The following is a 24750-nucleotide window of genomic DNA, read 5'->3' as shown; positions in this document are numbered from 1 at the left end:
CTATAAAATTTAATATATAATACAACAGAGGTGTTTAATGAAGTTTTTAAATAATCGTATAGATAAAATCAAAGATAAAAAAGTTTTTACTTTCTTTGACAAATTGACATATAGAATATTAAACCACGACATTCTATCCTATGGTGCGAGTTTAACTTACTTTTTAGTTCTATCAGTATTTCCTTTTTTAATATCTCTTATTAACGCAATTAACTTCTCGGGAATACTCAATCTAAAATATATTTTTTCAATGCTAGAAGTCTTGCCAGCGGATATACAAAATACTGTAACAACCTTTCTTAAAGAATTACAAAATGCATCTTCAAGTTCATTTTTCACAATTTCATTTATAGCAGGTCTTTTTACTGCATCAACTGCAGTATTTAAGCTAATTAAAATAATAAATCTATCCTATGGATTTTCAGAAAAAAGAAATTTTTTCAAACTTAGATTCTTAGCTTTAATTTTTACCATATCTCTAATCATAATGTTTTTTATGCTTATATTTACGCAAATATTTGGAGAAATAATTTATAAAACTGTAATGAGTTATTTAGGTGCTGAAAGTGCAGTCTTTAACAAAATATGGAGCCTTGGTAAAAATGTAATCCCACTTGGCTATATGCTAATAATTTTTATGCTTTTATATAAATTTTCTCCTTCAGATAGCAAGGAACATATGATAACCTTTAAAGGAGTTCTACCTGGAGCAGTATTCTCAACACTTGGAGTAATTATAGTTTCTATTGTATTTGGGTTTTATGTATCAAATTTCGGAAAATATTCCATAACATATGGATCTCTTGGTGGTATTATCGTATTTTTAGTTTGGTTATACTTATTATCTGTAATTATTTTAATAGGTGCAGAAATAAATTCCACAATTTATTCAATGAAATACTTTAAAACGCTAAATATTTGGCCAAGACATGACTCCATGTTTAAAAATATAAAAGACTAAGCAACTTCTGTGGCTGCAACAAGTGCAGTCACTTTTTTTATTCCATTTACCTTTGCAATTTTTGTCAGTTCCCTTAAAGTTGATCCTGTAGTTATGACATCATCTACAATAATAATTTCGTCTACTTTATTAAGTACTCCAAAGGAATTTTTTAAATTCTTTTCTCTATCCTTTTTAGTAAGTCCAACTTGAAATTTAGTATCCCTGGTTTTTATAAATATATCTTCACATTTCATATCCGTATTTTTTGCAATTTTTTCTGCCAACATTTTAGACTGATTAAACCCTCTTTGTGATTCTCTTATTTTATACATGGGTACGTAAGTTAAAACTTCTTTGGACAAATTTTTTTCCAAAAGTTTTTCAGTCATAATTTCTGATATTATGTCTTTATAAGATAATTTTTCATAAAACTTAAACTGAATTATAAGTTTTTTCATTAGCCCAGAATAAGTCGAGGCAACTATTAATTCATCTAGCCCTTCTATATCATAATAATATCTTGGATTTCTATCAATTAATTCATCGCAGTCTTTGCACAGTCCATAAGTATTTACTTTCTTTCCGCAATTTGGGCAATTAAACTCTCTTATTTTCATTTGCCAACCTCAATTTCTTTGACAAATTTGAATATCTGTGTACAGTTTTATTATTTTCAATCATTTTTACCAAATATTCACTTTTTCCAACTAAAACCACTGCCTTTGTTGCCCTCGTAATTGCAGTGTATATTAAATTTCTCGTTTGAAGCATTGGCGCTGCACGAAATAATGGTATTACAACTACTGGAAATTCACTGCCCTGAGATTTATGAATAGTCATAGCATAGGCAAGAGTGAGTTCATCTAAATTTTCAGAATTATATTCTACACTCCTCACGTCATCAAAAATAACTGTAACTTTTTTATTTTCTCTGTCAATTTTTGAAATATAACCTAAATCTCCATTGAAAACACCTTTCTCTACATCTTCATAAAATCCATTTTCAACTTTTGACTCAAGCTCATAATTATTTTTAGTCTGAAGAACTCTGTCGCCCAATTTGAATTTTTTGCCTGCGAATTCTAAGTGTTCTTCACTTTTATTCAAATGTTCTTGTAAAACTTTATTCAAATTAATTGTACCATGATTTCCCTTTTTAGTTGGAGTTAAAACCTGCACATCAGATTCACTTACATTAAAATAATTTGGAAGTCTGCTCTTAACAAGGTCTTTTATAATCTCAAGTCCCTTTATCTCCCCTCTTTCAGAAATCATAAAAAAATCTCCAACATTTAAAACAGGCATCTTGCCATTGTTTATAAGATGGGCATTTTTTACTATCATAGATTTCTCAGACTGCCTAAAAATTTCTTCTAAATTTACAGATTTAATTGCCTTTGACTTTAAAATATCCGAAAGAACGTTTCCCGCTCCCACAGACGGAAGTTGGTCTTTATCGCCAACTAAAATAAGTCTTGTTGGGCTTTCAATAGACTTTAAAAGTGTTTCCATTAAAAGTATGTCCACCATACTAACCTCATCTACAATTAAAACATCACAATCAAGCTCTTCAATATCTGAAAAATCCATGTCGCCAGCAAACCCAATCTCCAAAAGTTTGTGAATCGTAAAAGCATCACGATCAGTCTGCTCTTTCATTCTCTTTGCTGCTCTTCCTGTTGGCGCAGCAAGTTTTATAACTTTATCCATGGACTCAAAAATATCTATTAAAACTTTAAGTGTCGTTGTCTTTCCTGTTCCTGGACCCCCAGTTATAACAAAAACACCGCTATTTATGGATTCTTTTACGGCTCTTTTTTGAGAAGAAGAAAGTTCTATACCTCTAAACTTTTCAGTATCAGAAATTTTTTCATCAATTTCTATATCTTCATCAAAGGAAATATTTAAATCATTTAATTTTCCAGCAACATAATTTTCAGCAGCAAGATACCTCGCAATATAACAGTTATAATTCTCTCCATCTTTTTCAACAAAAAAATTTTTTTCAAGAGTTAAAGCCCTTGCAATCTCATCGGCATTTTCAAATTCTAAATTTAAAATTTTCTCAGAAACCTCTATAAGTTTATCCAAGGGTAAATAAGTATGTCCATCTCGATTTGCAAGTAAAAGTGTGTACTTTAGTCCAGCAATTTTTCTAGAATAAGAATTCTTATCTATGCCAATAGTTTGCGCAATTTCATCTACTTTTTTAAAACCAAGTCCCTTCACTTTTCCTATTAAATCATAGGGATTTTTCATCACTACATCTATGGAGTTATCTCCATATTCCTTATATATTTTTAAAATTGCAGAAGTAGAAAGATTATATTGTGAAAAATGTAAAAATATTTTTCGCATAGCATATTGCTTATCCAAAGCTTCTTTTATATCTCTATACTTTTTCTTGCCAATACCTTCAACAGAAAGGAGCTTTTCAGGATTCTTTTCTATAACTTCTAGGGTTTCGTCCTTAAATTTATCTACAATCCTCTTAGCCATTTTCTCGCCAATATGAGGTATCATTGAACTTGAAAGATAATTTATTATTGCAGCATCGCCCTCTGGAGATATTTCTTCTAAACTTGTAAAAGCAAATTGTTCACCATATTTGTTGTGATATGTAAAATCTCCAATAAATTTATAATGAAAATTATTTTTAAAAATCGCCGCACTGCCAACAATTACAAAATCTCCATCTTCTGAATTTATTTTCGCAACAGTATAGCCATTTTCTTCATTTCTAAAAATTATTCTTTCCACAATTCCTTCAAGAGTAATCAACTAAAACACCTCTTCAATATTGTATCAATAATTCACAATTAAATACAGAAAATAATTTTGACGCTTTTTTCAAAATAAGTTTTAAAAACTTAAAAATTTTTTATGCATTAAAAGCTAAAAAAAAGAGGCCAACGCCTCTTTCTAAAAATTTTAATAAAAGTCATCATCAGACTTTCTCTTTTGTCTTTCATATTCTTTTCTGTAATCTCCTTTGGGAGAATAAAATTCTTCGCCATAATCATCTTTTATAGAATCTTTCCCAGAAGGTTCCTTAGGTATTATAATAGCAAGAATAATATACGCCCAAATACTAAGTCCACCTGGGACAATTAACAAAAATGCAAGAACTCTTACAATAGTTGAATCTATTCCAAAATACTCTGCAATACCTCCACAAACTCCTGCAAATATTCTGTCCTCCCTAGACCTATAAAGCTTTTTCATTTCGCACTTCCTTTGTATCGATAAAATATTTAAACTATTATTTAATAAATTTCTACCCAGAATAAATCTTTTTATTCAACACTTGCTAGTAGCTCTCCACTTTCAACCATGTCACCTTCTCGAACAAAAACATTGTTAATCTTCCCATCTACATTAGCAACAATATTTGTTTCCATTTTCATAGCTTCCGCTATAAATAATTTATCCCCTTTTTTAACACTGTCGCCTTCAGAAACTAAAACTTTTACAATTTTCCCCGGAATAGATGACCCAATTTCTTTTTCATTTTTTGGATCTGCATAAATCTTTTCATCTTTATCATTTTCGAAATCTTTTACAGTTTTATCTTTTATGTTTACAGTTCTTCTTGATCCATTTATTTCAAAAGTTAAATTTCTAGTTCCATCATCTAAAAGTTTTCCTATTTCAATTAAAGTAACTATTAAAGTTTTTCCCTCTTCAATAGAAATCTCTGCCGTTTCCCCTTCCATAAGTCCATGGAAAAATACATCAGATCCAACTCTAGAAACTTCACCATTTTCCTTTATATAATCAATATAATCATCAAATACTTTTGGGTAAAGTGCAGATGAAATCAAATCTTCTTCGCTTGGTTCAATCCCCTTTTCTTCCAAATGTATTTTTATTTTGTCAAAATCCTCGTCCTCCAAAAGTTCGCCTGGGCGAACTGTAACTTCCTTTTCTCCTTTTAAAATCATTTCTTGGAGATCCTTAGGAAATCCTCCATAAGGTTGTCCCATCATTCCTCTAAAATAAGTCATCACAGAATCTGGATAATCGAGATTCTTTCCTTTTTCTAAAATATTTTCTGGAGTTAAGTCATTTTGCACCATGAAAATTGCAAAGTCGCCCACCATTTTTGATGAAGGTGTTACTTTTACAATATCCCCTACCATTTCATTTACACTCTTGTACATTTCTTTTACATCTTTAAACTTGTGTCCAAGGCCAAAACTTTCAACCTGTGGTTTTAAATTTGAATACTGTCCTCCAGGAATTTCATATTTATAAATTTCTGTAGTTCCAGATTTTAAATCAGATTCAAAGTTTTCATAAACTGGTCTTACTGCTGCCCAATATTTTGAGATTTCTTCAGCTTTATCTAAGTCAATTTTTGTATCTCTATTAGTGTTTTTAAGTGCAGCTACAACAGAGTTAAGAGCAGGTTGAGAAGTAAGTCCACTCATAGAGTTTACCGCTGTGTCGACAATATCAACTCCAGCTTCTGTCGCTTGTAAAATTGTAGCAACACCATTTCCAGTAGTATCATGAGTGTGAAGGTGAATTGGCACACCAACTTCTTCTTTTAAATTCTTAATTAATTTTTTTGCTGCATAAGGTTTTAAAAGTCCAGACATATCTTTTATTCCAATAATTTGTGCCCCTGTCCTTTCAAGTTCTTTTGCCAAGTCCACATAATATTTTATAGAATACTTGTCCTTCTTTTCATCTAAAATATCTCCAGTATAACACATTGTAGCTTCTGCTATTTTTCCATTTTTAAGAACTTCATCAATGGAAAGTTGCATGCCTGGAAGCCAGTTAAGTGAATCAAAAATTCTAAATAAATCAATTCCATTTTTTGAAGATTCTTTTATAAATTTCACTACAACATTATCAGGATAATTTTTATAACCAACAGTGTTGTTTCCACGAATTAGCATTTGCAAAAGCATATTTGGCATTTTGTCACGCAAAATTTTAAGCCTTTCCCATGGGTCTTCATGTAAAAATCTGTAAGCTACATCAAAAGTTGCTCCGCCCCACATTTCAACAGAAAAAAGTTCTCCCATGTTATAATTTAAAGCTTCTGCAATTTTAACTAAATCCACTGTCCTCATTCTCGTAGCCATAAGTGATTGATGTGCATCACGCATAGTGGTATCTGTCAATAGAAGTTTCTCTTCTTGTAAAATATAATTCTTTAAACCATCTGCACCAAGCTTGTCAAAAATTTGCTTGTATCCTTCAAATTCTTTTTTCTCAAATTTTGGAACTTGTGGAACATCAAAATTTTTCTTTAAAACTTTTTTGTCATTTACAATTTTTTCTCCAAGCATCTTCATAATCCTAAGCTCTTTATCCCTAGAGTTTTCTATCTCAAATAATTCCGGATGCTCTTCTATAAATCCAGTTTCACAAGTTCCCTTTTTAAATTCTTCTGTATTTAAAACATTTAATAAAAATCCAATATTTGTCTTAACTCCACCTATTTTTAACTCGGAAAGAGATCTTTTTGCTTTTCTAATAGTGTCTTCCCAAGTTCTCGCTTCTGTAATAACCTTAACGAGAAGTGAATCATAGTATGGAGAAATAACTGCACCTGTAAATCCATTTCCACCATCAAGTCTTACTCCAAACCCAGAAGACGATCTGTATAAATTAATTTGTCCAGTGTCTGGCATAAAATTATTTAGAGGGTCTTCAGTCGTCACACGACACTGGATAGAAAAGCCTCTGTGTACTATTTCATCTTGGCTCTTTATTCCAACTTTGTCACTTGAAAGTTTATAGCCTTCTGCTATTAAAATTTGTGACTGAACAATATCTATATCAGTGCACATTTCCGTTACAGTGTGTTCAACTTGAATACGAGGATTAACTTCTATGAAAAAGTGATCGCCCTTTGAATCAACTAAAAATTCAACAGTACCTGCATTTGAATATCCAATAGATTTTGCAATTTTTAGTGCGTCTTCACAAATTTCTTCTCTAAGAGATTTTGGAAGTGAAAAAGCAGGTGTGTATTCAATTACTTTTTGATGTCTTCTTTGAATAGAACAATCTCTTTCATAAAGATGAACAATATTTCCGTATTCATCGCCTAAAATTTGCACTTCAATATGCTTTGGCTTGTCAAGATATTTTTCTATGAACATTGAATCATCGCCAAAGGCTTTTTTGGCTTCATTCTTTGCAGACTGAAACTTTTCTAAAAGTTCATCTTCGCTTTCAGCAATTCTCATTCCTCTTCCACCGCCGCCTGCAGCAGCCTTAATCATAACTGGATATCCACATGATTTTGCAAATAAAATAGCATCCTCTTCACTCTTTATTGGCTTTTCAATTCCAGGAATTGTTGCAACACCTGCTTCTTTTGCAACGATTTTAGACGTTATTTTATCTCCAAGTTTTTCCATAACTTCTGATCTTGGTCCAATAAAAGCAATCCCTTCTTCTTCGCATTTTCGTGCAAATTCAGGATTTTCAGATAAAAAACCATATCCAGGATGAATCGCATCTACACCTTTTTTCTTAGCAAGACTTATGATTTCATCAATATCAAGATAGGCATCAAGAGGAGATTTGCCTTTGCCAATTAAATAAGACTCGTCTGCCTTAGTTCTAAAAAGTGAAAGTCTGTCTTCTTCAGAATAAATTGCAACTGAACGAATCCCCATTTCTCTTGCTGCTCTAAATATTCTAATTGCAATTTCTCCACGATTCGCTACTAAAATTCTCTTAAACTTTTTCATGTTTTCCTCCCTTTTAGTTTTCCATATTATACATCAAATATGAAGTAAAGTGTAGAATGAATGGATAATAAAGATTTTTTATAAATTGTATACATAATTAGCCACCCATACACATAAAAAGCATTTCTAATGTACAATGTAATAAAACAAAAATACAAATGAGTACCCATTAAGATGCAAGATAACAATAACAGGCTCTTAATATCTCTAGGGAAGTAAATCTATAACAGATATTTTTATGTGAAAAAAATTATCAACATTACGCTAAATTTAATAAGATAGGTTAATATCCTAACCTTTTATGACGATTACATCTACTTATTTTTATTATACTAACAACAACTAATAATGTATTTTATAATCTTAATCTAACAATCTAATTAGTATATAATACTTGCAGTACAATGATTACTCATAATATACTTTTCAAGTTTATACATCCGTAGTTTTAAAATAATCATTTTAAACTACTTTAATTTGATAATTTTTGATACAATCTTTTCCGTCTCTTTACTTAAATTATGAGTTACCATAAGCACTGTTAACCCTTGATTCTCAAACAAATATTTTTCTATATATTTTGCATTATATTTATCTATATTAGATAAACCTTCATCTATAATTAATACCGTTTCTTTATGATATAACGCTCTTGCAATTGCTATTCTTTGAATTTCCCCTTTTGAAAACTTTATATTATCACTATCTACTTCTGTATTTTCTCTAAGAGGTAATGATTCTATAACACTATGTAGTATACTTATTTTTATAACTTCATTAAATAAGTTTTTATCATACTCTTTATCCAAAATAATATTATCTTTAATAGTTCCTAAAAACATATAAGGGTCCTGAGATATATATGAAATGCCCTTATCCAAGTTTAAATCTTTATAATCTATATCATCCCAAAAAATATCTCCTTTATAATTCTCTAAAGAACCAAAAATTATATTTAGTAAAGTTGTTTTTCCTACTCCACTTTTCCCTGAGATTATATACTTTCCACCTGCATTAAATATAATATCTGGAAATTTAATTTGTTCATTACCATAATTATAAGATAAATTTTTCAGTTTTATAGATTCTCTTAAAATTATCTTATCCTTTGGATTCGCTTTTTCCATTAGACTGTACTTCTTTAACAAAAAATTAGATGATATCGCTTCAGCATAACTCTCTCCAAACTCATCCAATGAATTAAATAATTGTCCAGATATACTCACAACTGAAATAATTGATCCTAAAGACACTTTCCCTTTGTAAGATAAAATACCAGTTATTACTAATATAATAATCTGACTAAATATATTCATAATACTCACAATAAAATTGGACTTCGTTATGCATTTCGTCTGTTCAACTTTAGCTTTCTTAATCAAATCCGAATACTTTTCACTAATATTATAAAGCATATTTTCTGCTCTAAAATGCTTTAACACTTTGCTTCCTTTTAGCCAAATTGTTATATTTCTTTGCAATGATTCATTAGCAAAAGAAACTTCATCAGTAGTTTTTTTTATTCTATCTTCAAAAAGTTTAGGAATTTTAATCATCACAATACCTAAAATTGTTGATACTATAAATATAATATAGTGGAATTTGATAAGCGCAAGTGTTACAAAAATAATGGTACTTAATATAGAAAAAAATTTTAATAACGAACCAAGACTCTTCTCTGTTAATATAATGTCATTAGTCATCATATTTATGTATTTAGAAAAGTCAACAATCCCTTCATTGTTATTTAAGTCATCACAAACTCTTCCTACACTTAGGGTTCGTAATTTTTTAGAAAGTAACTGTAAAAATATTTGTTCCTTTATGTTAGCGTAATTTCTGAAAAAAACTGATATTGTCCAAAAAAATGTAGCTATTATTAAATAATTAATGAAGGAGAACACATTGCCCTCGATAAGCCTATCTACACTTGTAGCTAGCTGCAATGCAGCCACTATATCCATAGCTGGATATAGTATATATAAAATTACCAAAAAAACAAACTTTCTTTCCTCAATTTGTGCAATTAAACTCTCTTATTTTCATAATATTCAAGCCTTTTAAATTTGCCTATCCACCATTTTAGTTTTCTCTGTCTTCAACAAACAAACTATTACAGTAATAACAATACATATTATAATAAAAAATATATTTAAATATAGACACACTTTAATTGGAAGATTTGCTCCTATAGTAATTTCATTTATACTAAATTCCTTGGTAAATTTAACCAACATTATAGAAATTACCATAATTATCATAATATTGGCGGAAAAAATAGTAGCCAGAATTTCTACTAAATTTTCTAGAATTATTTCCCCTCTAGTAAAGCCCATTCTAAATAATTATATAAAATCAACTTCTTTAAAAGAAATTAAAGATATTATATTTTGAGCAATAATTACCAACGCTAAAATCATACAAGGGAAATAAAGAAATTTTATTGTTGTAAATTCATGATCAGAAAAATTCTTTAAGTATTCGTTTACATCTTCTGAACCTGTCAAAACTCTTGAACTTGGTAAAATTTTTTTAACTTTCTTTTCTAATTCAGCCTTTCCAATGCTTGAGTTACTCATATATAACTTGTTATCAATCTTTTCAAGTCCTTGCAAGAATTCATTTGAATTATAGTCAATATATATTTTCGGCAATAACAGGTAAGGCACAGATTTAAAAACTGCTACCACATTATATGTCTTCTCTTCTCCATTATAATATGTAATTTTTATTTCATCTCCAAGTTCATAATCATTACTTGCACCAATCTTATTTTTAGATATATTATCTATACTTCCTGCCTCGAGGTCTAAATTAACCATAAGACTCTTATCATTAATGTAATTAACTCCTACATAATGATCATCTTCTGCAGCATCATAATAGCTTAAAGTGTTTGTAATTATTAAATCTTGTGTACCCTTAATCTCTAATAGCTTTTCTTGAGCATAAGCATCTATTTTTGTTGGATTTATAATGGCATATATCCCTTCTCCCATTTTCTTATTTTGAGCATTATACTCTCTATTCATCCTTACTACACTTACCTCTGAAAAAAGTGCAAAAATCGAAGGTATTATAACTGCTAAAAGAATGGGTGTGGCAAGCGAAAGATTTTTTTGTGTATTCATTAAAACTCGACCTCTACAATAAGAAGCTAATGCCGAATTTTTTAACACCAAGACTTTTGCTATTAAACTAGAAAATTTCGGAATCAATATAGGGGCCACAATTATAACAAGAGCTATCGCTAAAGCTCCAACTCCTTGAATATCTATTATAGTCCCTGTTTCTACCGGCTTAATTAAAGTATAATATAGAAATATGAAAAATAATATTAAACCGATAATAGCTCTTAGAATAATATTTCTATTGCTAAGAGTTGCTATCTCGTTTGATTTAATAAATAGATCTATAGGTCTTGTCTTTATAACATTTATGCTTGCTGTTAAACTTGCTATAATAACCATAACAAAAATAGCTAATAAACTTATTACGCTAGATTGTAATCCTGGTCTTAGATTAACCATTAAAAGACTATCATATCCTGGCTTGAAAATAAAATAAAAGAAAAACTTTACATAAGCTTTTATAAAAAATCTAGACAAAAATATTCCAAGAACCGAAGCTATAATATTTAAAATTAAAGTTCTAAATAAAAGAATTTCAATAATCTCTTTATTATTTAGACTATTAAGTTTTAAAAGAGCCCAATCTTTATCTTCCTGCTTTATTGAAAAATAAATTGTCCCTACTAAAAGTAAAAACCCAAAAAATAAAATCATTAAAAATTGAAGTTGAGATCCATTCACTAAGTCTCCAAGTATAAGATTATTTTTTTTTCTATTAAATGTAGAAAAAATTAAATCATTATTTGGGTTTAATGTAGCCAAATACCACGCAGATGTTAAACTTAGTGTTATAGAAATTAAGGTCATAGCTAAAAACATCCATAAGTTAACTAGCTTATTTTTAATCTTCCTATATAGCAATTTTTACTTTCATCTTAATCTTTCCCTCCTAATTTCTTGTTTTCTTCAAGATCTGTAAAAATTTCTAAAATCTCTCCGATGCTTGGCTTATTAATTTCTTGACTAATCTGACCATCAAGCAAAAATAGTACTCTGTCCATTTGAATCGCTACGTTAGGGTCGTGTGTTACAACTATAGTGCTTGTACCTATATCATTCAGCTTTTTCATTTCCTCCAAAACATTGTAAGAAGAATTGGTATCCAATGCCCCTGTAGGTTCGTCTGCAAAAATAAGGTCTGGTTTAAATAAAAGAGCCCTGGCTATGGCAACTTTTTGTCGTTGACCACCAGACAATTCTGCTGGATAAGACTTCTCTTTACCACTTAAATTTAACAGATTCAAAGTTTCTTCTAATTCTTTCATATTTAGTCTTTTTTTGATAAGACTATTTTTCAGCTCAATGTTTTCTTCTACATTTAAGACAGGAATTAAGTTAATATCTTGAAATATAAAGTCAAAATTTTTTCTATACAGTTCATTTAACTCTCTTGCGGAAAGCGACCTAATATCTTTGTTTAAAAATAAAATCTCCCCTCTACTAGCCCTTATCATACCACATAAACAATAAAGAAGTGTTGACTTCCCCTATTGTGTCAAGTTATTGCTTATAATTATATCACATTATTTATAGACAATTTCTATGTTTTTTGAGGCGTCTACTATAATCTCTTTGATGTTATTTTCAACAATTTCATTAGTTAATTTTAAGTCTGTATTACACATAGTAATATTTTCTAATTTATCTTTAGTTTCAGACTCCTTTTTTAAACTACTTAATTGTTCATTTATATTATTCTTAATTTCTAGAAATTCTTCTCGTGTAAGTTTAGAATCTAAATATAACTCGTAGTTCTTTTGTATTTCAAATTTTAGTGCATTCACTTTTCCTTGATCTACCTTTTTACTTTTAATAGTCTTTCTTTCTTCTAATCTTACACCTCTTCTTTTTAAGCTCTCCAACACATAACTTTCGACTGTGTTTGAACTAATGGAATTTGACTTTGAATTTAAACTACATACTCTACATCTAAATCTACAGTCATATTTCTTTTCATTTTTACCAACAACTGCTCTGTAATCAAACTTCATTTTATGCCCACATACACCACATATTACTTTTGACCTAAGAGGACTATCTACATCTCTTGCATCATTATGAGCTGGAAACGATCTTTGATTTAATATATCTTGAACTTTATTAAATTCCTCTTTGAAAATAATTGGTTCAAAAGCATTTTGTATTCTACCCCATTCTTCTTTAGGTCTTGGTATACTTTTTCTTATTGGAGTTTTGTACGTTTTATTATATAAAAATGTTCCTGTGTAAGATTCATTTCTTAGAATTCTACTTATCTGTCCTGTGGTCCACAAAATCTTTTTATAATTTTCTAGACTTTCTCCTCTTAATACTCTCTTTCTTTCAGATCCTGTAAGATATTTTTCCTTATTAAAATTTTTAGCTATACTTCCCTGAGAATGTCCTTCTAATATCATATCAAAAGCTTTTCTTACCACTTTAGAAGATATGTCATCTTTTATAATTTTGTATTTATTTTTTGGATCTTTAACATAACCAAAAGGTGCCTCGTTAATTATCTTTCCCTTTGACTTTAGTGAATTCAAAGTAAGCTTTATTTTTTCTGAAAGTTCTTTACTATAATAATCGTAAAGTAATGATTTAAATTGCGTGTCAATTTCAATGGTTCCATTACAATTATCTTTACTATCAAATCCATCATTGATAGAAATAAATCTTATTCCTAAAAACGGAAAAATATTTTCTAAATAGTTTCCAGTTTCAATATAGTCTCTTGAAAATCTAGATAAATCTTTTACAATAATACAATTGGTATTTAGATCTCTTATATCTTCCATTAATCGTTCAAATGCAGGTCTATTTGTATTCATACCTGAATAACCGTCATCTATATATTCAATTTTATTATCTACACAAAAATCAGAAAAATTTTTATCAATATATGATAAGATTAATTGTCTTTGATTCTTTATACTATTACTTTCCTCATTTTTCTCATAATCTTCTTTAGATAATCTCATGTAAATTCCTATTTTATACATCTTGATTTCCTCTGACTTTTAAAGTGTGAAAGTAAAGTATACGTCTAATTTTTTATCTTTATGAACAATAATCTTGTCAATTAAATTCTTATAATATCCAGATTGCTCCCTGTTAAGTTGATATAAGTTCTTTGAAAACTCAATTCCTTTTAAATACTTATTCTTTAATTTGGTTAGTTGAGTATCAACTATTCGTCTTTCTCTTTCAATTGTGTTCTTTTGATTATTTTTAACTTCTCTGATTTTTTTATAGTAATCAATTTTAACTTGTCCTTGACAATATTTTTCATATGTTTTTAATATTTCATATTCAAGATCTTTTATTTTCTTGTCCATAGATTCTAAGGACTTCATCTTATTTTGCTTTAAACTTTCATATTTTGATTTAAGAGTTTCTTCAACCCATTCAAAGCTAATGTTTTCTTCCATTAATTTTTTTATTTCTTCATTTAATATGCTTTTTAACTGTATCTCTGAAATAACCACATGGTTATTACTCCTATCTTCTTCTAGATTTCTACAACCATAGTAGTAATATCTTCTGCCACAAGAAACAGAGTAGTATCTATATAATTTATTTCCACATATGCCACAAAATAGCAATCCATAAAAGCAATCTTCTCTTCCCTCATATTTTGGTATCAAGTATTTTCCAAAACTCTTATCATATTTATCTCTTAATTGTTTTTGAACATTTTGAAATACTTTTTTGTCTATAATTGCTTCATGTCTATCTTCAACTCTTATCCATTCTTTTTCTGATCTTATTTTATTCCTACTACCATCCTCTATCATATTTGTGTATCTACCTTGGACTAAATTTCCAATATACGCTTCATTTTTTAAAATTCTTTGAATAGACCAATTTCTCCATCCAGGATTCGTTTCTTTGTCTTTATATACTTCTCCTGTTTTATAATAAATGTTTGGCGGATTATATCTTTTTTTATTTAATTCTCTAGCTATCGTTACCATACTTGCTCCATTATTAGCTAATTCAAAGATATAAACTATTTCGTCTCTTACTTTTTCATCAACTTTAAATACACTTCCACCTTCTGTTTTTACTGATATATATCCAAAAGGTGGCTTCCCGCCAATATGGTATCCTTTCTTCATTAATTCTTTTTTAGAACTTCTAACTTTTTTTGATATGTCTTTTGAATACATATCATTCATGATATTTTTAATTGTTACTTCAAAGCTTTTCTTGTCATCAAGCCCATTTAAAGAATCTACTTTATCTATAACAGATATGAATCTAACTTTTAAAAATGGGAATATATTTTCTATATAGTTACCTATTTCTAAGTATTCTCTTCCAAACCTTGATAGATCTCTTACTATAATACAATTAATTTCTTTTGACTTAATATCTTCCATCATCTCTATAAATCCTGGACGCTTAAAATTTGTGCCTGTGAATTCATAATCTTCGTAGACTTTTACTACTTGTATATCATTTTCTTCTGCATACTTTCTTCCTATTTCTATTTGGCTATCAATAGATTCACTTTTATTCCTATACTTTTCTTTTCTATCTTGAGATAATCGTGTATATATTCCTGCTCTATATTTAGTTTCTTTTTTAGATAATAGAGCTACTTTGTTATCTTTATTTAAATATCTTTTACTAGTCCTAGCCATTTAGCTTATTCTCCTAGCTGAAGAAATGTTTTTTAAAGAATCTAGCTCCTTATCATTTGCTATCATTTTATTTAATATTTTAAACTCTTCTGCATGATTAAATACTACTTGGATTTCTTTATTCTCTCCAATAACGATCTTATTTACCAACATAACTAATGATAATCTGTCGATTTTATTTAGTTGTTTATTTCTCTTAATTTCATTGATCCATTTTTTGTTTTCTTCTAGAAGTTTATACACATTAGATTTTATATTTTCTCTATTTTGTATTTCTTTATCAATTTCTTTAATTTTACTTTTATAAGCTTCTCTAAACCTATTAAATTCATTTTTTGTCAATATTTTATCTTCTAAATCGCTATATAGACAAGATAGTATAGCTTCGTACTTCTCTTTTTGTCTTATTAACTCACGTCCTTCATAATCAATAGCAGATAATTTTATTTTTTTATTTTTAATCTTCTTATATAGCAACTCTTGAAAAGATATATACTGAGTAAATATATCTTTAATTACTTCTAAAAGTTCTTCTTTTTTTACAGCATGTCTAGTGCAAGAACCATTTTTGTTATAATTTGAGCATATATACTGAACTATCTTTTTGTCTCCACTTTTTATTTCTCTTCTTATTAGTGGTGATCCGCAATCTTTACAGAACATTAAACCAGCAAAAATATCTGGATTTTTATTTCTAGCTTGCCATACATCTCTATCTAATAAATTATTTGCTATATTAAATATCTCTTTTGATACAATTTTTTCATGGCAATTTTTAACTATGACCCAATCATTAGGATTTACACAAATTTCTTTTTCGCTTTTGTAGTTTAATTTAATCCTTTTTCCTTGTTCCATATAACCGATATATACTCTATTTCTGATAATCCTATTTATAGAGTTAACTGACCACTTTCCACCTTTAATTGGTCTAAATCCCCCATTAAAATTTAATCCTGATTTTTCCTTATAAATTAATGGAGAATCAATTCCAAGATCATTTAAATGGTATGCTATAGAATTAGAAGAATATCCTAACAATTTCATTCCAAATATTCTTTTTACTACTTCAGCAGCTTTTTCATCGATTTCTAATTTATTCTTATTTTCTTTGCTCTTCTTATATCCATATGGAGCAAAAGCACCTATATAATCCCCTTTTTCCCTCTTGACTTTTTGAGCACTTCTCACTTTATTTGATATATCTCTACAATAGCTATCGTTTATGAAATTTTTTATTGGTAATATAAGGTGTGTATCATTCATATCTGCATTTTGGCTATCATAATTATCTGTTATGGATATAAATCGAACCTGCATATCTGGAAATATTTTTTGAATATATCGTCCTGCTCCTATATAATCTCTTCCAAATCTTGATAAATCCTTTACTATCAAAGTGTCGAATTCTTTATTTTCAAGACTTCTTATCATTTCATTAAATTGTGGACGATTATAAGTAGCTCCTGAATAACCATCATCAACAAATTCTTTTAAAATTTCTATCCCTTGCTTATTTGCATAGTTATGAATTAATTCTCTTTGATTTGATATTGAGTTGCTTTCTTCTACATCTCCATCTTCTCTTGATAATCTTAAATAAATACAAGCTTTACTTTTGCACATAAAAAAGCCCTCCTTCATTTTATTCTTTAGATACAAAATTAAATGAAGGTTAGGCTTCCACAACCAAAGTATAACGCTCCTTATTTTTTATTTCAATACTCTTTATTAAAAAATAAATAGTTTTTCTTCTATATATGATTCTACTATGTCGCTTAATGTTAGACCTGTATCTTTAAATGTAAATAGTACTTTGTAGCCATCTATGTTGTAAGTTTTATCACTTGTTTTCTCTTCTTTTTTCAAGCTTTCATTTTGTATACCTTCTTTTATCTTTTGTTCATCTAAATTTAAGTTATTCATACTTCTAAGCTCCTTAAATAAACAGTTAAGTTTTATGACTTTGGTAGGTGTCTTGGCAGACAGCATAGGAATTTCACCTCCGCCTCTTTTTAGATGAGCCGGCATCAACTTTAGAAGTATCATTATCCCCAAGTATTTCATAGCACAGAAAGCCATTTCTGATTTACAGGTACTATTTGTCGCTCTCTTTCTTTTATCCTTCAATTCTTTTTTGAGTATCCATTTAAACCTAATCTTTTAAGCAGAAAGATCTTGGCGTAGTTTGTATCGCTCCATACTTGGTTAATGTCCTATCGTGGTCTATGCAGTTGTCAAGGTTCAATTTTTTTATCTATATAAATCGAGTGATAAAAAATATCCCTCTATATATAAACCTTAATTTTTAGGCCTCTTGTTTCCATTTTTTTAGAATTTTTTTAATTTTTTCACAAAAAATAGAGAGCAAAGACTGCTCCCCGTTGATATCTTCTTATTATTCTCTTTCAATTATTTTCTTTAGTTTTTGTAATATTTTATTTCTAAGGCTGAATATTTTCTTAGGAGATACTTTTTCTTGTTTCGCTAAATCTCTAATAGTTCTCTCTTCAAAATATAGCGCAATAATTATTCTTCTCTCATATTCGTTTAATTTATCGAGTGCCTTATATAGATCTTCTAACCTTAGTTTAGTTTCTATTATTTTTTCAATATCTACTTTTTTGTCTTCTATGTTTTCTATGGAATCGTTTACTCCTTGAAAATTATAGTCTATATATTTTCCATCTATTCTTTGTAGATATTCTTCATGATTTTTAAGTTTTTTATATTCTTGATATATTTCATCACTTACATGTACTTTCTTTCCGTTTACATAAATATATTTTTCTTTAGACATATTATCCTCCTTTTTATTCTCAAATTTATTTTTGAAAATAAAAAAAGGAGGGTTTCTACATATGAATATAGCATGCCCTCTTAAATAAAATAACCTTTTTAATCCAATAAAATTAGTTGATTTTCTATAAGAATATATATATTGTAAAAATATAATAATTATATAAAAAATTCCCACTATTCTTCTTATGATTTTCCTTAAAAAATCACACCCAACTTATTACTCCTTATGATTAATCTTAGTATTTTCTGTTATTACAAAATACGCGTTACAATTTATAGTAAATTAATAGATTCATCACAAACTAATTCTAAAAACTCAATATCATGTGATATTATTAAAATTAGTCTATCTTTTTTCTTTACTTTTTTTATATTCTTAGCGACTATTTTCATATTTCTATAATCTAATCCACTGGTTGGTTCATCAAAAAATAAAATTTTCTTACCAGACAACAATGCTGATAAAATAATCACTCTTTGTTTTTGTCCTCCAGATAAAGTGTGTGGATTTCTATCAATAATATTTTCAAGTTCCATATCTTTTAAGTAAGTGTTTATGATATTTTTATCTCTAATTTTTGATGTTAATAATATTTCATCAAACACAGTGTCAGTAAATAGTTGATAGTTTACTTCTTGCATAACTAGCAAACTTTCTTTTATCCTATTTCTTCTATTAAATCGCTTATCAGCCTTTAAAATCTCTCCATCGTTTGTTTTGTATAGTCCACATACAATTTTTGCAAATGTAGATTTACCAATCCCATTTTCCCCAACAATTCCAATTATATTGCCATAAGAAAATTTAAGATTATCAATAGATAAAATTGTTCTAGCATTTCTTTTAAAAATCAAGTTTCTTATTTCTAATGAGGATTCCTCATTGAAATTCTCCTCATTATTAACTAGGTTTATATCTTTATAAGAAGAGTGCCTAAGTCCCGTTTTCAAACGTTCATCTTCACTTAACTTTTCAATTTCTTCCATATTGTATTCTCTAATAATTTTGCCATCTTCCATATAGATTGCTCTATCTACTATGTCTTTTAAATACCACAATCTATGTTCTGCAATAATTATAGTTTTTCCCATAGCTTTAAGATTTTCAATTGTCTGTGATAGCTCTTTCATTGATTTGATATCTAAACTTGAAGACGGCTCATCAAGTACAAATATTTCAGGACTTAAAGCGTAAGTACTTGCAATGGCAATCTTTTGCTTCTCGCCTCCTGAAAGGTTGAATATATTTTTATTCATTAGTCTTTCAAGGCGAAGGTCTTTTTCAACTTCTATAATTCTTTTATTAATTGCTTCAGTATCTATACCATAATTTTCTAAGCCAAAAGCGATCTCATCTGTAGTATTAGTTGTATAAAACTGAGTTTTAGGGTTTTGAAAAACTGAACCTACAAATTTAGATAATTCATGTATTTCAGTTGTAAAGGTATTAATGCCATTTACTCTGACACTTCCACAAATATCCCCATCATAAAATTCAGGAATGATTCCATTAATAAGCTTTAATAGGGTAGATTTTCCACATCCACTCTTACCACACAGAAGAATACACTCTCCTTTATTTATTTTTAAGTTTATATCTTTTAATGAATAATTAGCTCCACCCTTATATTTAAAGCTTAATTCTCGAATTTCAATCATAAATCCCACCCTAAAACTTTCATAAATATTACTGTTGATAAAATCAAAATCATAAGAGTTAAAGCACCAATATCATTTTTTCTAAACTTAATTAGGTATCTACTTGTTTTTTGAACAGGCGCATCAAGTCCTCTTACAATAGCCGACTGAGATAACTCATCACCCATTTCTATAACACTTACAAAAAGAGGGACAAAAAAATACTCCATAATCAGAGTAGGTTTTTCTAATAAGTTCTTTAAATTAAAATTGATTCCTCTAGTTTTCATTGCCATATTAATGTGACTCCACTCATCCCTAATTGTAGGAAAACATCTAAATAATACAGAAATCATTATAAGAGAGTCTTTTGAAAATTTTAATTTTTGCAAAGTCGCTACTGCAAGAGAGGCAGACGTAGAATTTAAGATCCATTTTCCAACAATAATACAAGGTAAAAACTTCCTTCCAATTGCAAAAATAAATAAAAGTAGGTTTATGAGAAAATTTATGTTCAAATGTACTAATGATTTCTCTAAAATTACACTTATCACAAAAAACAGAATATATCGTAAGGCTGATTTTTTATAGCCATCGCTAATAATAATTGCAAGAAAAAATGATGTTATAAGACTTTGATAGATTAAACCAAATCCTAAAAAAATTAAAACATTCGCAACTATAAGCAAAATAAGTTTTGTCCTGAGGTCATATTTTGACCCCAGAACAAACTTTGCATCATCCATCATAATACTCCTGCGGATTTAAGCTTTTTATTTAGTATTTTCTTTGTAAAGTAAGAACCTAACAAAGAAAATATAAATGTTCCAATAATCATAACTGGTAACATCCATATTGGTGTCCAAGCCCTTACAGTATTACAAAAGCTTTGATCTAAGCCACCTTTTATTACACTTTCAAAAAATGCTTCTCTCATAATCCAAATTGGTAAGAACCCACCAAATAAGTTTAGAGAAAAAAACATATGACTAATTGTGTTTTTCTTAAAATTAGTATAATCTCCACCTTTTGCTATAAGCATAGCTATTATTCCAGCTGGTATTGCAACTAAAGGAGCAATTGGGATATGTCCTGTTGCAACCAACAATATACTTGGAAGAGTAGCTGCAATTACAATTGCCGTACCTGATTTTGTTTTTGCAAGAATCATATGATAGGTTGGTGCAGCAAGTAATGCTACAAGCATAGGCATTAGTAAAAATAATACAGGAACAGGCATAGATATTGCTCCTATAACTAAATAAGTTACAAAATAAAGTGCTATTAAAACACCTGCTGTAATTGCATTTTTTGATGATTTCTTTTGTGTTTTCATTTTCTTTTCCTCCTTTAAAATTGATTGTTACTATACAATCTTCCATTCTTTTGACTTCTCTTGATAATTCCATAAGTCTTTATACAGACCGTTATTTTTAATTAGTTCTTCATGTTTTCCTACTTCTTCTACTTTTCCCTTATTTAAAACAACTATTTTATCTGCACCCATAACACTTCTTAGCTTATGAGCTACAACTATCACCGTTTTATTTTTAATTAAATTTGAAATTGCTTCTTGTATGATAAGTTCATTCTCGGGATCAAGCGAAGATGTCGCTTCATCGAGTAATATTATTGGAGCATCCTTTAAGATCGCTCTTGCTATGGATATTCTTTGTTTCTCACCTCCAGATAAAGTTGCTCCTCCTTGACCAATCATAGTATCAAATCCATTTTCCTTTTTTATTATAAAGTCATATGCCCCTGCCATTTTTGCTGCATTTATGATTTCATCTTTACTAGCATCTTCATTTCCAAATTTAATATTGTTATAAATAGTATCTTTAAAAAGATATACATCTTGAAATACCACAGAAAATTTATCCATTAATTTGTAAGGATCTGCTTTAGCTAAATCTATTCCTCCAATTTTTATTGTTCCTTCATCAGGATCGTAAAACCTTGATATCAGCTTAATTAGTGTAGATTTTCCTGAACCAGAATATCCTACAAAAGCTGTTAATTCATTATCGTTGATATCCAATGTGACATCATCAAGAACTTTAGACTCTTTATAAGAAAATGAAAGATCTCGAATTTCAATGTTATTGCTTACTTTTAAGTCTTCTTCACCTTTCATAGGCTCTGCATTTAACAATCTTAGGATATTTTCTCCTGACACTGATGCTATTTGTAACCCATTATAATTTACAAGTGCAAGCTCTAAAGGATCAAAAATTCTTGTACCTACAAATAAGAACATTAAAAATGTGTCAATTTCTAAGTTTCCATTTAAAAATAAATAAGAACCTACTAAGCTCATCAAAGGAAGCCCTATTCTTAAAATCATACTTGCTATAGTAGTTAACGAGCCTACACCTTTCTCATTCTTAATATTTGCATCTTTAGAATCTTCAATATCTCTTTCAAGTTTAGTTAATGTTTCTTCTAAGCTATTGTAAGCTTTAAGTGTTTTTATCGTATCTAAATATTCATTTATATCCTCATCTTCTTTTATTTTTATCTTTTTTGTTCTTAAATAGATTTTTTTCTGAAAATTTTGCATAAGTCTTAACAGTAAAATAGAAATTGGTAAACCAATAAAAGTTGCTATTCCCATTTTTACATCAATTATCAAAAATAAAATTGAGCAAACAATAGCTACACATATACCACTAAAAAACTGTGGCAATTGATGAGTCACTGCTGTTTCTATTTTAAAAAAGTCATTCATAAGAGTATCTAAAATCTCCGTTGAGCTTTTGCCTGAAAGATAACCTATAGGCAGTTTTCTTATATGATCTGCTAATTCTATTCTTCCATCTGCTGCCACTTTATATCCAAGTTCGTAGGTGTATTTTGTAGCTAAATTCTCAAAGAAAATTGTTACAAAGAAAAATACTGCCATTATCACAAAATATTTCCATAAAAGATTCGTGTCTATTTTTCCTGTATTTCTACTTAGAAATAATGCTTCTACAATTTTAGCTAGTGCAATAAATGGTATAAGGTTAGAAATAGATGCTAAAATGTTTAGAACAATAGATTTTCTTATATTATTTGCCTTTCCTAAGGTAATATTTTTTATCATTATCTCTCACTCCCTTCTATATCCATTTGCCAAATATTTGTTTTTTTATAGATATCATAAAGCCTCTTGTATATCCCATCTACACAGATTAAATCTTCATGTTTTCCTCTTTCTACAAGTTTTCCATCAGATATTACTAAAATTTGATTTGCTTTCTCTATCGTATTTAACCTATGGGCGATCATAATAACTGTCTTATCTTTGACTAGTTCCGATAAAGCTTCCTGCATAAGATATTCATTTTCAGAATCTGCAAAACTTGTAGCTTCATCTAAAACCAATATAGGTGAATCCTTTAAGATTGCTCTTGCCACAGCAATACGTTGTTTCTCTCCTCCAGATAAATAAGTTTCCTTTCCTAAACGAGTTTCATATCCATGAGGAAGCTGTTTAATAAAATCATGACATCTTGCTTTTTGGGCTGCTCTTATAACTTCTTCTTTAGTAGCTCCTTTCTTCGCCATAGCAATATTATTAAAAACTGTGTCTGTAACAAGATCACTATCTTGAAAAACAAAAGAAATATTGTCCATTAAATCTTTTATTGAAATATTTTTTATATTTACTCCGCCAATTTCAATAGAACCTTCTAATGGGTCGTAAAATCTTGGTATTAAAGTCCCTATTGTTGATTTTCCTGCTCCTGAATATCCTACTAATGCAGTAACTTCTCCTTGTTTTGCACAAAAACTAATATTCTTTAAAACCTCTTCTTCTCCATAAGCAAAGCTTACATCTTTAAATTCAAGATTGTAGTCTAATATATCTTTATCGTTACTTCCGCTTAACATTTCTTTTTCATATATAAGCTCATATATTCTAGCCACAACTTCATTTAACAAATTCATTCCTTCTGCAAAATCTCTAAGTTTCAAAAGAGGTACACTCATAGCTGGGGCAATTATTAAAAAGAAAACAAAAGTAGTTAAAAAATCTAAGCTATAATTTTTTGATAATAAGCTTATCCCAACAGGTACTATAAATGTTGCTACTGAAAGTATGAACACTCTAAAAGACACAAAACCCGGTCTTATCATTGAAGTCATAGAACTTGTAAAATTTTTATAATCATTTACAGATTTCGAAAAAGTTTTAAATGACCTAACACCAGAACTAAATATTTTAACTTCTGGCATACCTTTTACATATTCAGTAGTTGCAGAATTAATGTCATCAAGAATCTTAAAATTTTCAGCAAGTCCGCCTGACTTTATAATCTTTGCCATAATCGCAATTTGAATTCCAAGTCCTATAAGTAAAACTAACAATGTTATAAATCCTAACAACAAATTCATCTTAAACATGACAACAATCATCGCTAAAATTATTGTTAAAGTCGAAATAAGATTTGGTAATTGGTGAGAAAAATATCCTTCAATTTGATTCATATCCGAACCTAACACTTGCCTTATTTTAGACTTATTATCTCCATTGAAAAATCCTAATGGTAACTTTCCAACGTGATTCAATATTTTTTTCTTTAAATTTGCTATTAAGATATATGAAAATTTATGACATAAGATGCTGCCAACGTAGGTTAAAAGGTAAGCTAAAATTACAGCTACAAGTCCATAAATACAAAGGTTTATTGTGTTTTTATCTAATGCTCCATATAAAAACAGAGATTTAATAACCTTATATATTACTAAGATTGGGCATATACTTAGTAACATTCCCAAACTAACAAATATTATTCCACTGATAAGTCTTCCTTTTTTTACTTCACTGTAGGAAATAATATCTCCAATAGATTTCTTTTTTTTCATCTATAATATTCCTCCTTTTCTCAGAACGAGTT

17 protein-coding genes and 1 pseudogene are annotated in these 24750 nt (G+C 28.8%); 1 reads left to right on the top strand and 17 read right to left on the bottom strand.

Annotated features, from left to right (window positions below):
• Positions 1–37 precede the first annotated feature (37 nt).
• Positions 38–961 (top strand): YihY/virulence factor BrkB family protein, encoded by a 924-nt coding sequence (locus BQ5450_RS07330; protein ID WP_010247574.1) that lies wholly within the window; start codon positions 38–40, stop codon positions 959–961.
• Here the strand turns inward: BQ5450_RS07330 and BQ5450_RS07325 are convergent.
• The 17 genes and pseudogenes from BQ5450_RS07325 to BQ5450_RS07245 all read right to left on the bottom strand — a co-directional run bounded on the left by BQ5450_RS07325 (position 958) and on the right by BQ5450_RS07245 (position 24718).
• Positions 958–1560: a ComF family protein gene (locus BQ5450_RS07325; protein ID WP_071126460.1), complete on the bottom strand. Its 603-nt coding sequence runs from the start codon at positions 1558–1560 to the stop codon at positions 958–960. The two genes, BQ5450_RS07330 and BQ5450_RS07325, sit on opposite strands and share 4 nt — an antisense overlap.
• Positions 1541–3724 carry an SF1B family DNA helicase RecD2 gene (gene recD2, locus BQ5450_RS07320; protein ID WP_071126459.1) on the bottom strand — a complete coding sequence of 728 codons (2184 nt, stop codon included), beginning with the start codon at positions 3722–3724 and terminating at the stop codon, positions 1541–1543. The genes BQ5450_RS07325 and recD2 overlap by 20 nt, the downstream gene beginning before the upstream one ends.
• Positions 3725–3874: 150 nt before the next feature.
• Complete coding sequence (locus BQ5450_RS07315; protein ID WP_010247565.1) at positions 3875–4168, bottom strand: PspC domain-containing protein; 294 nt, start codon at positions 4166–4168, stop codon at positions 3875–3877.
• A 71-nt stretch (positions 4169–4239) separates the two neighbouring features.
• The gene (locus BQ5450_RS07310) at positions 4240–7665 is read right to left on the bottom strand and encodes a pyruvate carboxylase (protein ID WP_071126458.1); all 3426 of its coding nucleotides are present in this window, start codon (positions 7663–7665) and stop codon (positions 4240–4242) included.
• Between the two features lie 467 nt (positions 7666–8132).
• Positions 8133–9659 carry an ATP-binding cassette domain-containing protein gene (locus tag BQ5450_RS07305; RefSeq protein ID WP_071126457.1) on the bottom strand — a complete coding sequence of 509 codons (1527 nt, stop codon included), beginning with the start codon at positions 9657–9659 and terminating at the stop codon, positions 8133–8135.
• A gap of 351 nt (positions 9660–10010) precedes the next feature.
• The gene (locus tag BQ5450_RS07300) at positions 10011–11558 is read right to left on the bottom strand and encodes an FtsX-like permease family protein (RefSeq protein WP_234347007.1); all 1548 of its coding nucleotides are present in this window, start codon (positions 11556–11558) and stop codon (positions 10011–10013) included.
• Between the two features lie 113 nt (positions 11559–11671).
• Positions 11672–12271: pseudogene (locus BQ5450_RS07295) on the bottom strand (ABC transporter ATP-binding protein); the annotation flags it as partial.
• 48 nt (positions 12272–12319) lie between these two features.
• The gene (locus tag BQ5450_RS07290; protein WP_071126456.1) at positions 12320–13777 is read right to left on the bottom strand and encodes a recombinase family protein; all 1458 of its coding nucleotides are present in this window, start codon (positions 13775–13777) and stop codon (positions 12320–12322) included.
• A gap of 18 nt (positions 13778–13795) precedes the next feature.
• Positions 13796–15424, bottom strand: a complete 1629-nt coding sequence (locus BQ5450_RS07285) for a recombinase family protein (protein ID WP_071126455.1) — start codon at positions 15422–15424, stop codon at positions 13796–13798.
• Entirely contained in the window at positions 15425–17050 is a 1626-nt protein-coding gene (locus BQ5450_RS07280) for a recombinase family protein (RefSeq protein WP_071126454.1), read from the bottom strand.
• A gap of 105 nt (positions 17051–17155) precedes the next feature.
• On the bottom strand, positions 17156–17554 hold the full coding sequence (locus BQ5450_RS09165; protein ID WP_234347005.1) for a hypothetical protein: 399 nt from the start codon (positions 17552–17554) through the stop codon (positions 17156–17158).
• Between the two features lie 268 nt (positions 17555–17822).
• Positions 17823–18224: an RNA polymerase sigma factor gene (locus BQ5450_RS07270; protein WP_022620685.1), complete on the bottom strand. Its 402-nt coding sequence runs from the start codon at positions 18222–18224 to the stop codon at positions 17823–17825.
• A 275-nt stretch (positions 18225–18499) separates the two neighbouring features.
• On the bottom strand, positions 18500–19885 hold the full coding sequence (locus BQ5450_RS07265) for an ABC transporter ATP-binding protein (protein WP_071126452.1): 1386 nt from the start codon (positions 19883–19885) through the stop codon (positions 18500–18502).
• Positions 19882–20610, bottom strand: coding sequence for an energy-coupling factor transporter transmembrane component T (locus tag BQ5450_RS07260; RefSeq protein ID WP_071126451.1), 729 nt, complete (start codon positions 20608–20610; stop codon positions 19882–19884). Before BQ5450_RS07260 ends, BQ5450_RS07265 begins: the two co-directional genes overlap by 4 nt.
• A complete protein-coding gene (locus tag BQ5450_RS07255; RefSeq protein ID WP_071126450.1) occupies positions 20610–21200 on the bottom strand; it encodes an MptD family putative ECF transporter S component in 591 nt (196 codons plus the stop codon). Before BQ5450_RS07255 ends, BQ5450_RS07260 begins: the two co-directional genes overlap by 1 nt.
• A 30-nt stretch (positions 21201–21230) precedes the next feature.
• Complete coding sequence (locus BQ5450_RS07250; RefSeq protein ID WP_071126449.1) at positions 21231–22952, bottom strand: ABC transporter ATP-binding protein; 1722 nt, start codon at positions 22950–22952, stop codon at positions 21231–21233.
• On the bottom strand, positions 22952–24718 hold the full coding sequence (locus tag BQ5450_RS07245) for an ABC transporter ATP-binding protein (protein WP_071126448.1): 1767 nt from the start codon (positions 24716–24718) through the stop codon (positions 22952–22954). The genes BQ5450_RS07250 and BQ5450_RS07245 overlap by 1 nt, the downstream gene beginning before the upstream one ends.
• Positions 24719–24750 lie beyond the last annotated feature (32 nt).

This window comes from Peptoniphilus lacydonensis (assembly GCF_900106515.1).
GTDB lineage: Bacteria > Bacillota > Clostridia > Tissierellales > Peptoniphilaceae > Peptoniphilus_A > Peptoniphilus_A lacydonensis.
This window is presented reverse-complemented; position numbering and strand designations above follow the sequence as displayed.

What these genes read in the sequence shown, in the direction of transcription:
- BQ5450_RS07255 (WP_071126450.1), bottom strand. Translation starts at nt 21,200, where the DNA reads ATGAAAACACAAAAGAAATCATCAAAAAATGCAATTACAGCAGGTGTT.
- BQ5450_RS07330 (WP_010247574.1), top strand. Translation starts at nt 38, where the DNA reads ATGAAGTTTTTAAATAATCGTATAGATAAAATCAAAGATAAAAAAGTT.
- BQ5450_RS07290 (WP_071126456.1), bottom strand. Translation starts at nt 13,777, where the DNA reads ATGTATAAAATAGGAATTTACATGAGATTATCTAAAGAAGATTATGAG.
- BQ5450_RS07250 (WP_071126449.1), bottom strand. Translation starts at nt 22,952, where the DNA reads ATGATAAAAAATATTACCTTAGGAAAGGCAAATAATATAAGAAAATCT.
- BQ5450_RS07270 (WP_022620685.1), bottom strand. Translation starts at nt 18,224, where the DNA reads ATGTCTAAAGAAAAATATATTTATGTAAACGGAAAGAAAGTACATGTA.
- BQ5450_RS07285 (WP_071126455.1), bottom strand. Translation starts at nt 15,424, where the DNA reads ATGGCTAGGACTAGTAAAAGATATTTAAATAAAGATAACAAAGTAGCT.
- BQ5450_RS07315 (WP_010247565.1), bottom strand. Translation starts at nt 4,168, where the DNA reads ATGAAAAAGCTTTATAGGTCTAGGGAGGACAGAATATTTGCAGGAGTT.
- BQ5450_RS07280 (WP_071126454.1), bottom strand. Translation starts at nt 17,050, where the DNA reads ATGTGCAAAAGTAAAGCTTGTATTTATTTAAGATTATCAAGAGAAGAT.
- BQ5450_RS07325 (WP_071126460.1), bottom strand. Translation starts at nt 1,560, where the DNA reads ATGAAAATAAGAGAGTTTAATTGCCCAAATTGCGGAAAGAAAGTAAAT.
- BQ5450_RS07265 (WP_071126452.1), bottom strand. Translation starts at nt 19,885, where the DNA reads ATGATTGAAATTCGAGAATTAAGCTTTAAATATAAGGGTGGAGCTAAT.
- BQ5450_RS07310 (WP_071126458.1), bottom strand. Translation starts at nt 7,665, where the DNA reads ATGAAAAAGTTTAAGAGAATTTTAGTAGCGAATCGTGGAGAAATTGCA.
- BQ5450_RS07245 (WP_071126448.1), bottom strand. Translation starts at nt 24,718, where the DNA reads ATGAAAAAAAAGAAATCTATTGGAGATATTATTTCCTACAGTGAAGTA.
- BQ5450_RS07260 (WP_071126451.1), bottom strand. Translation starts at nt 20,610, where the DNA reads ATGGATGATGCAAAGTTTGTTCTGGGGTCAAAATATGACCTCAGGACA.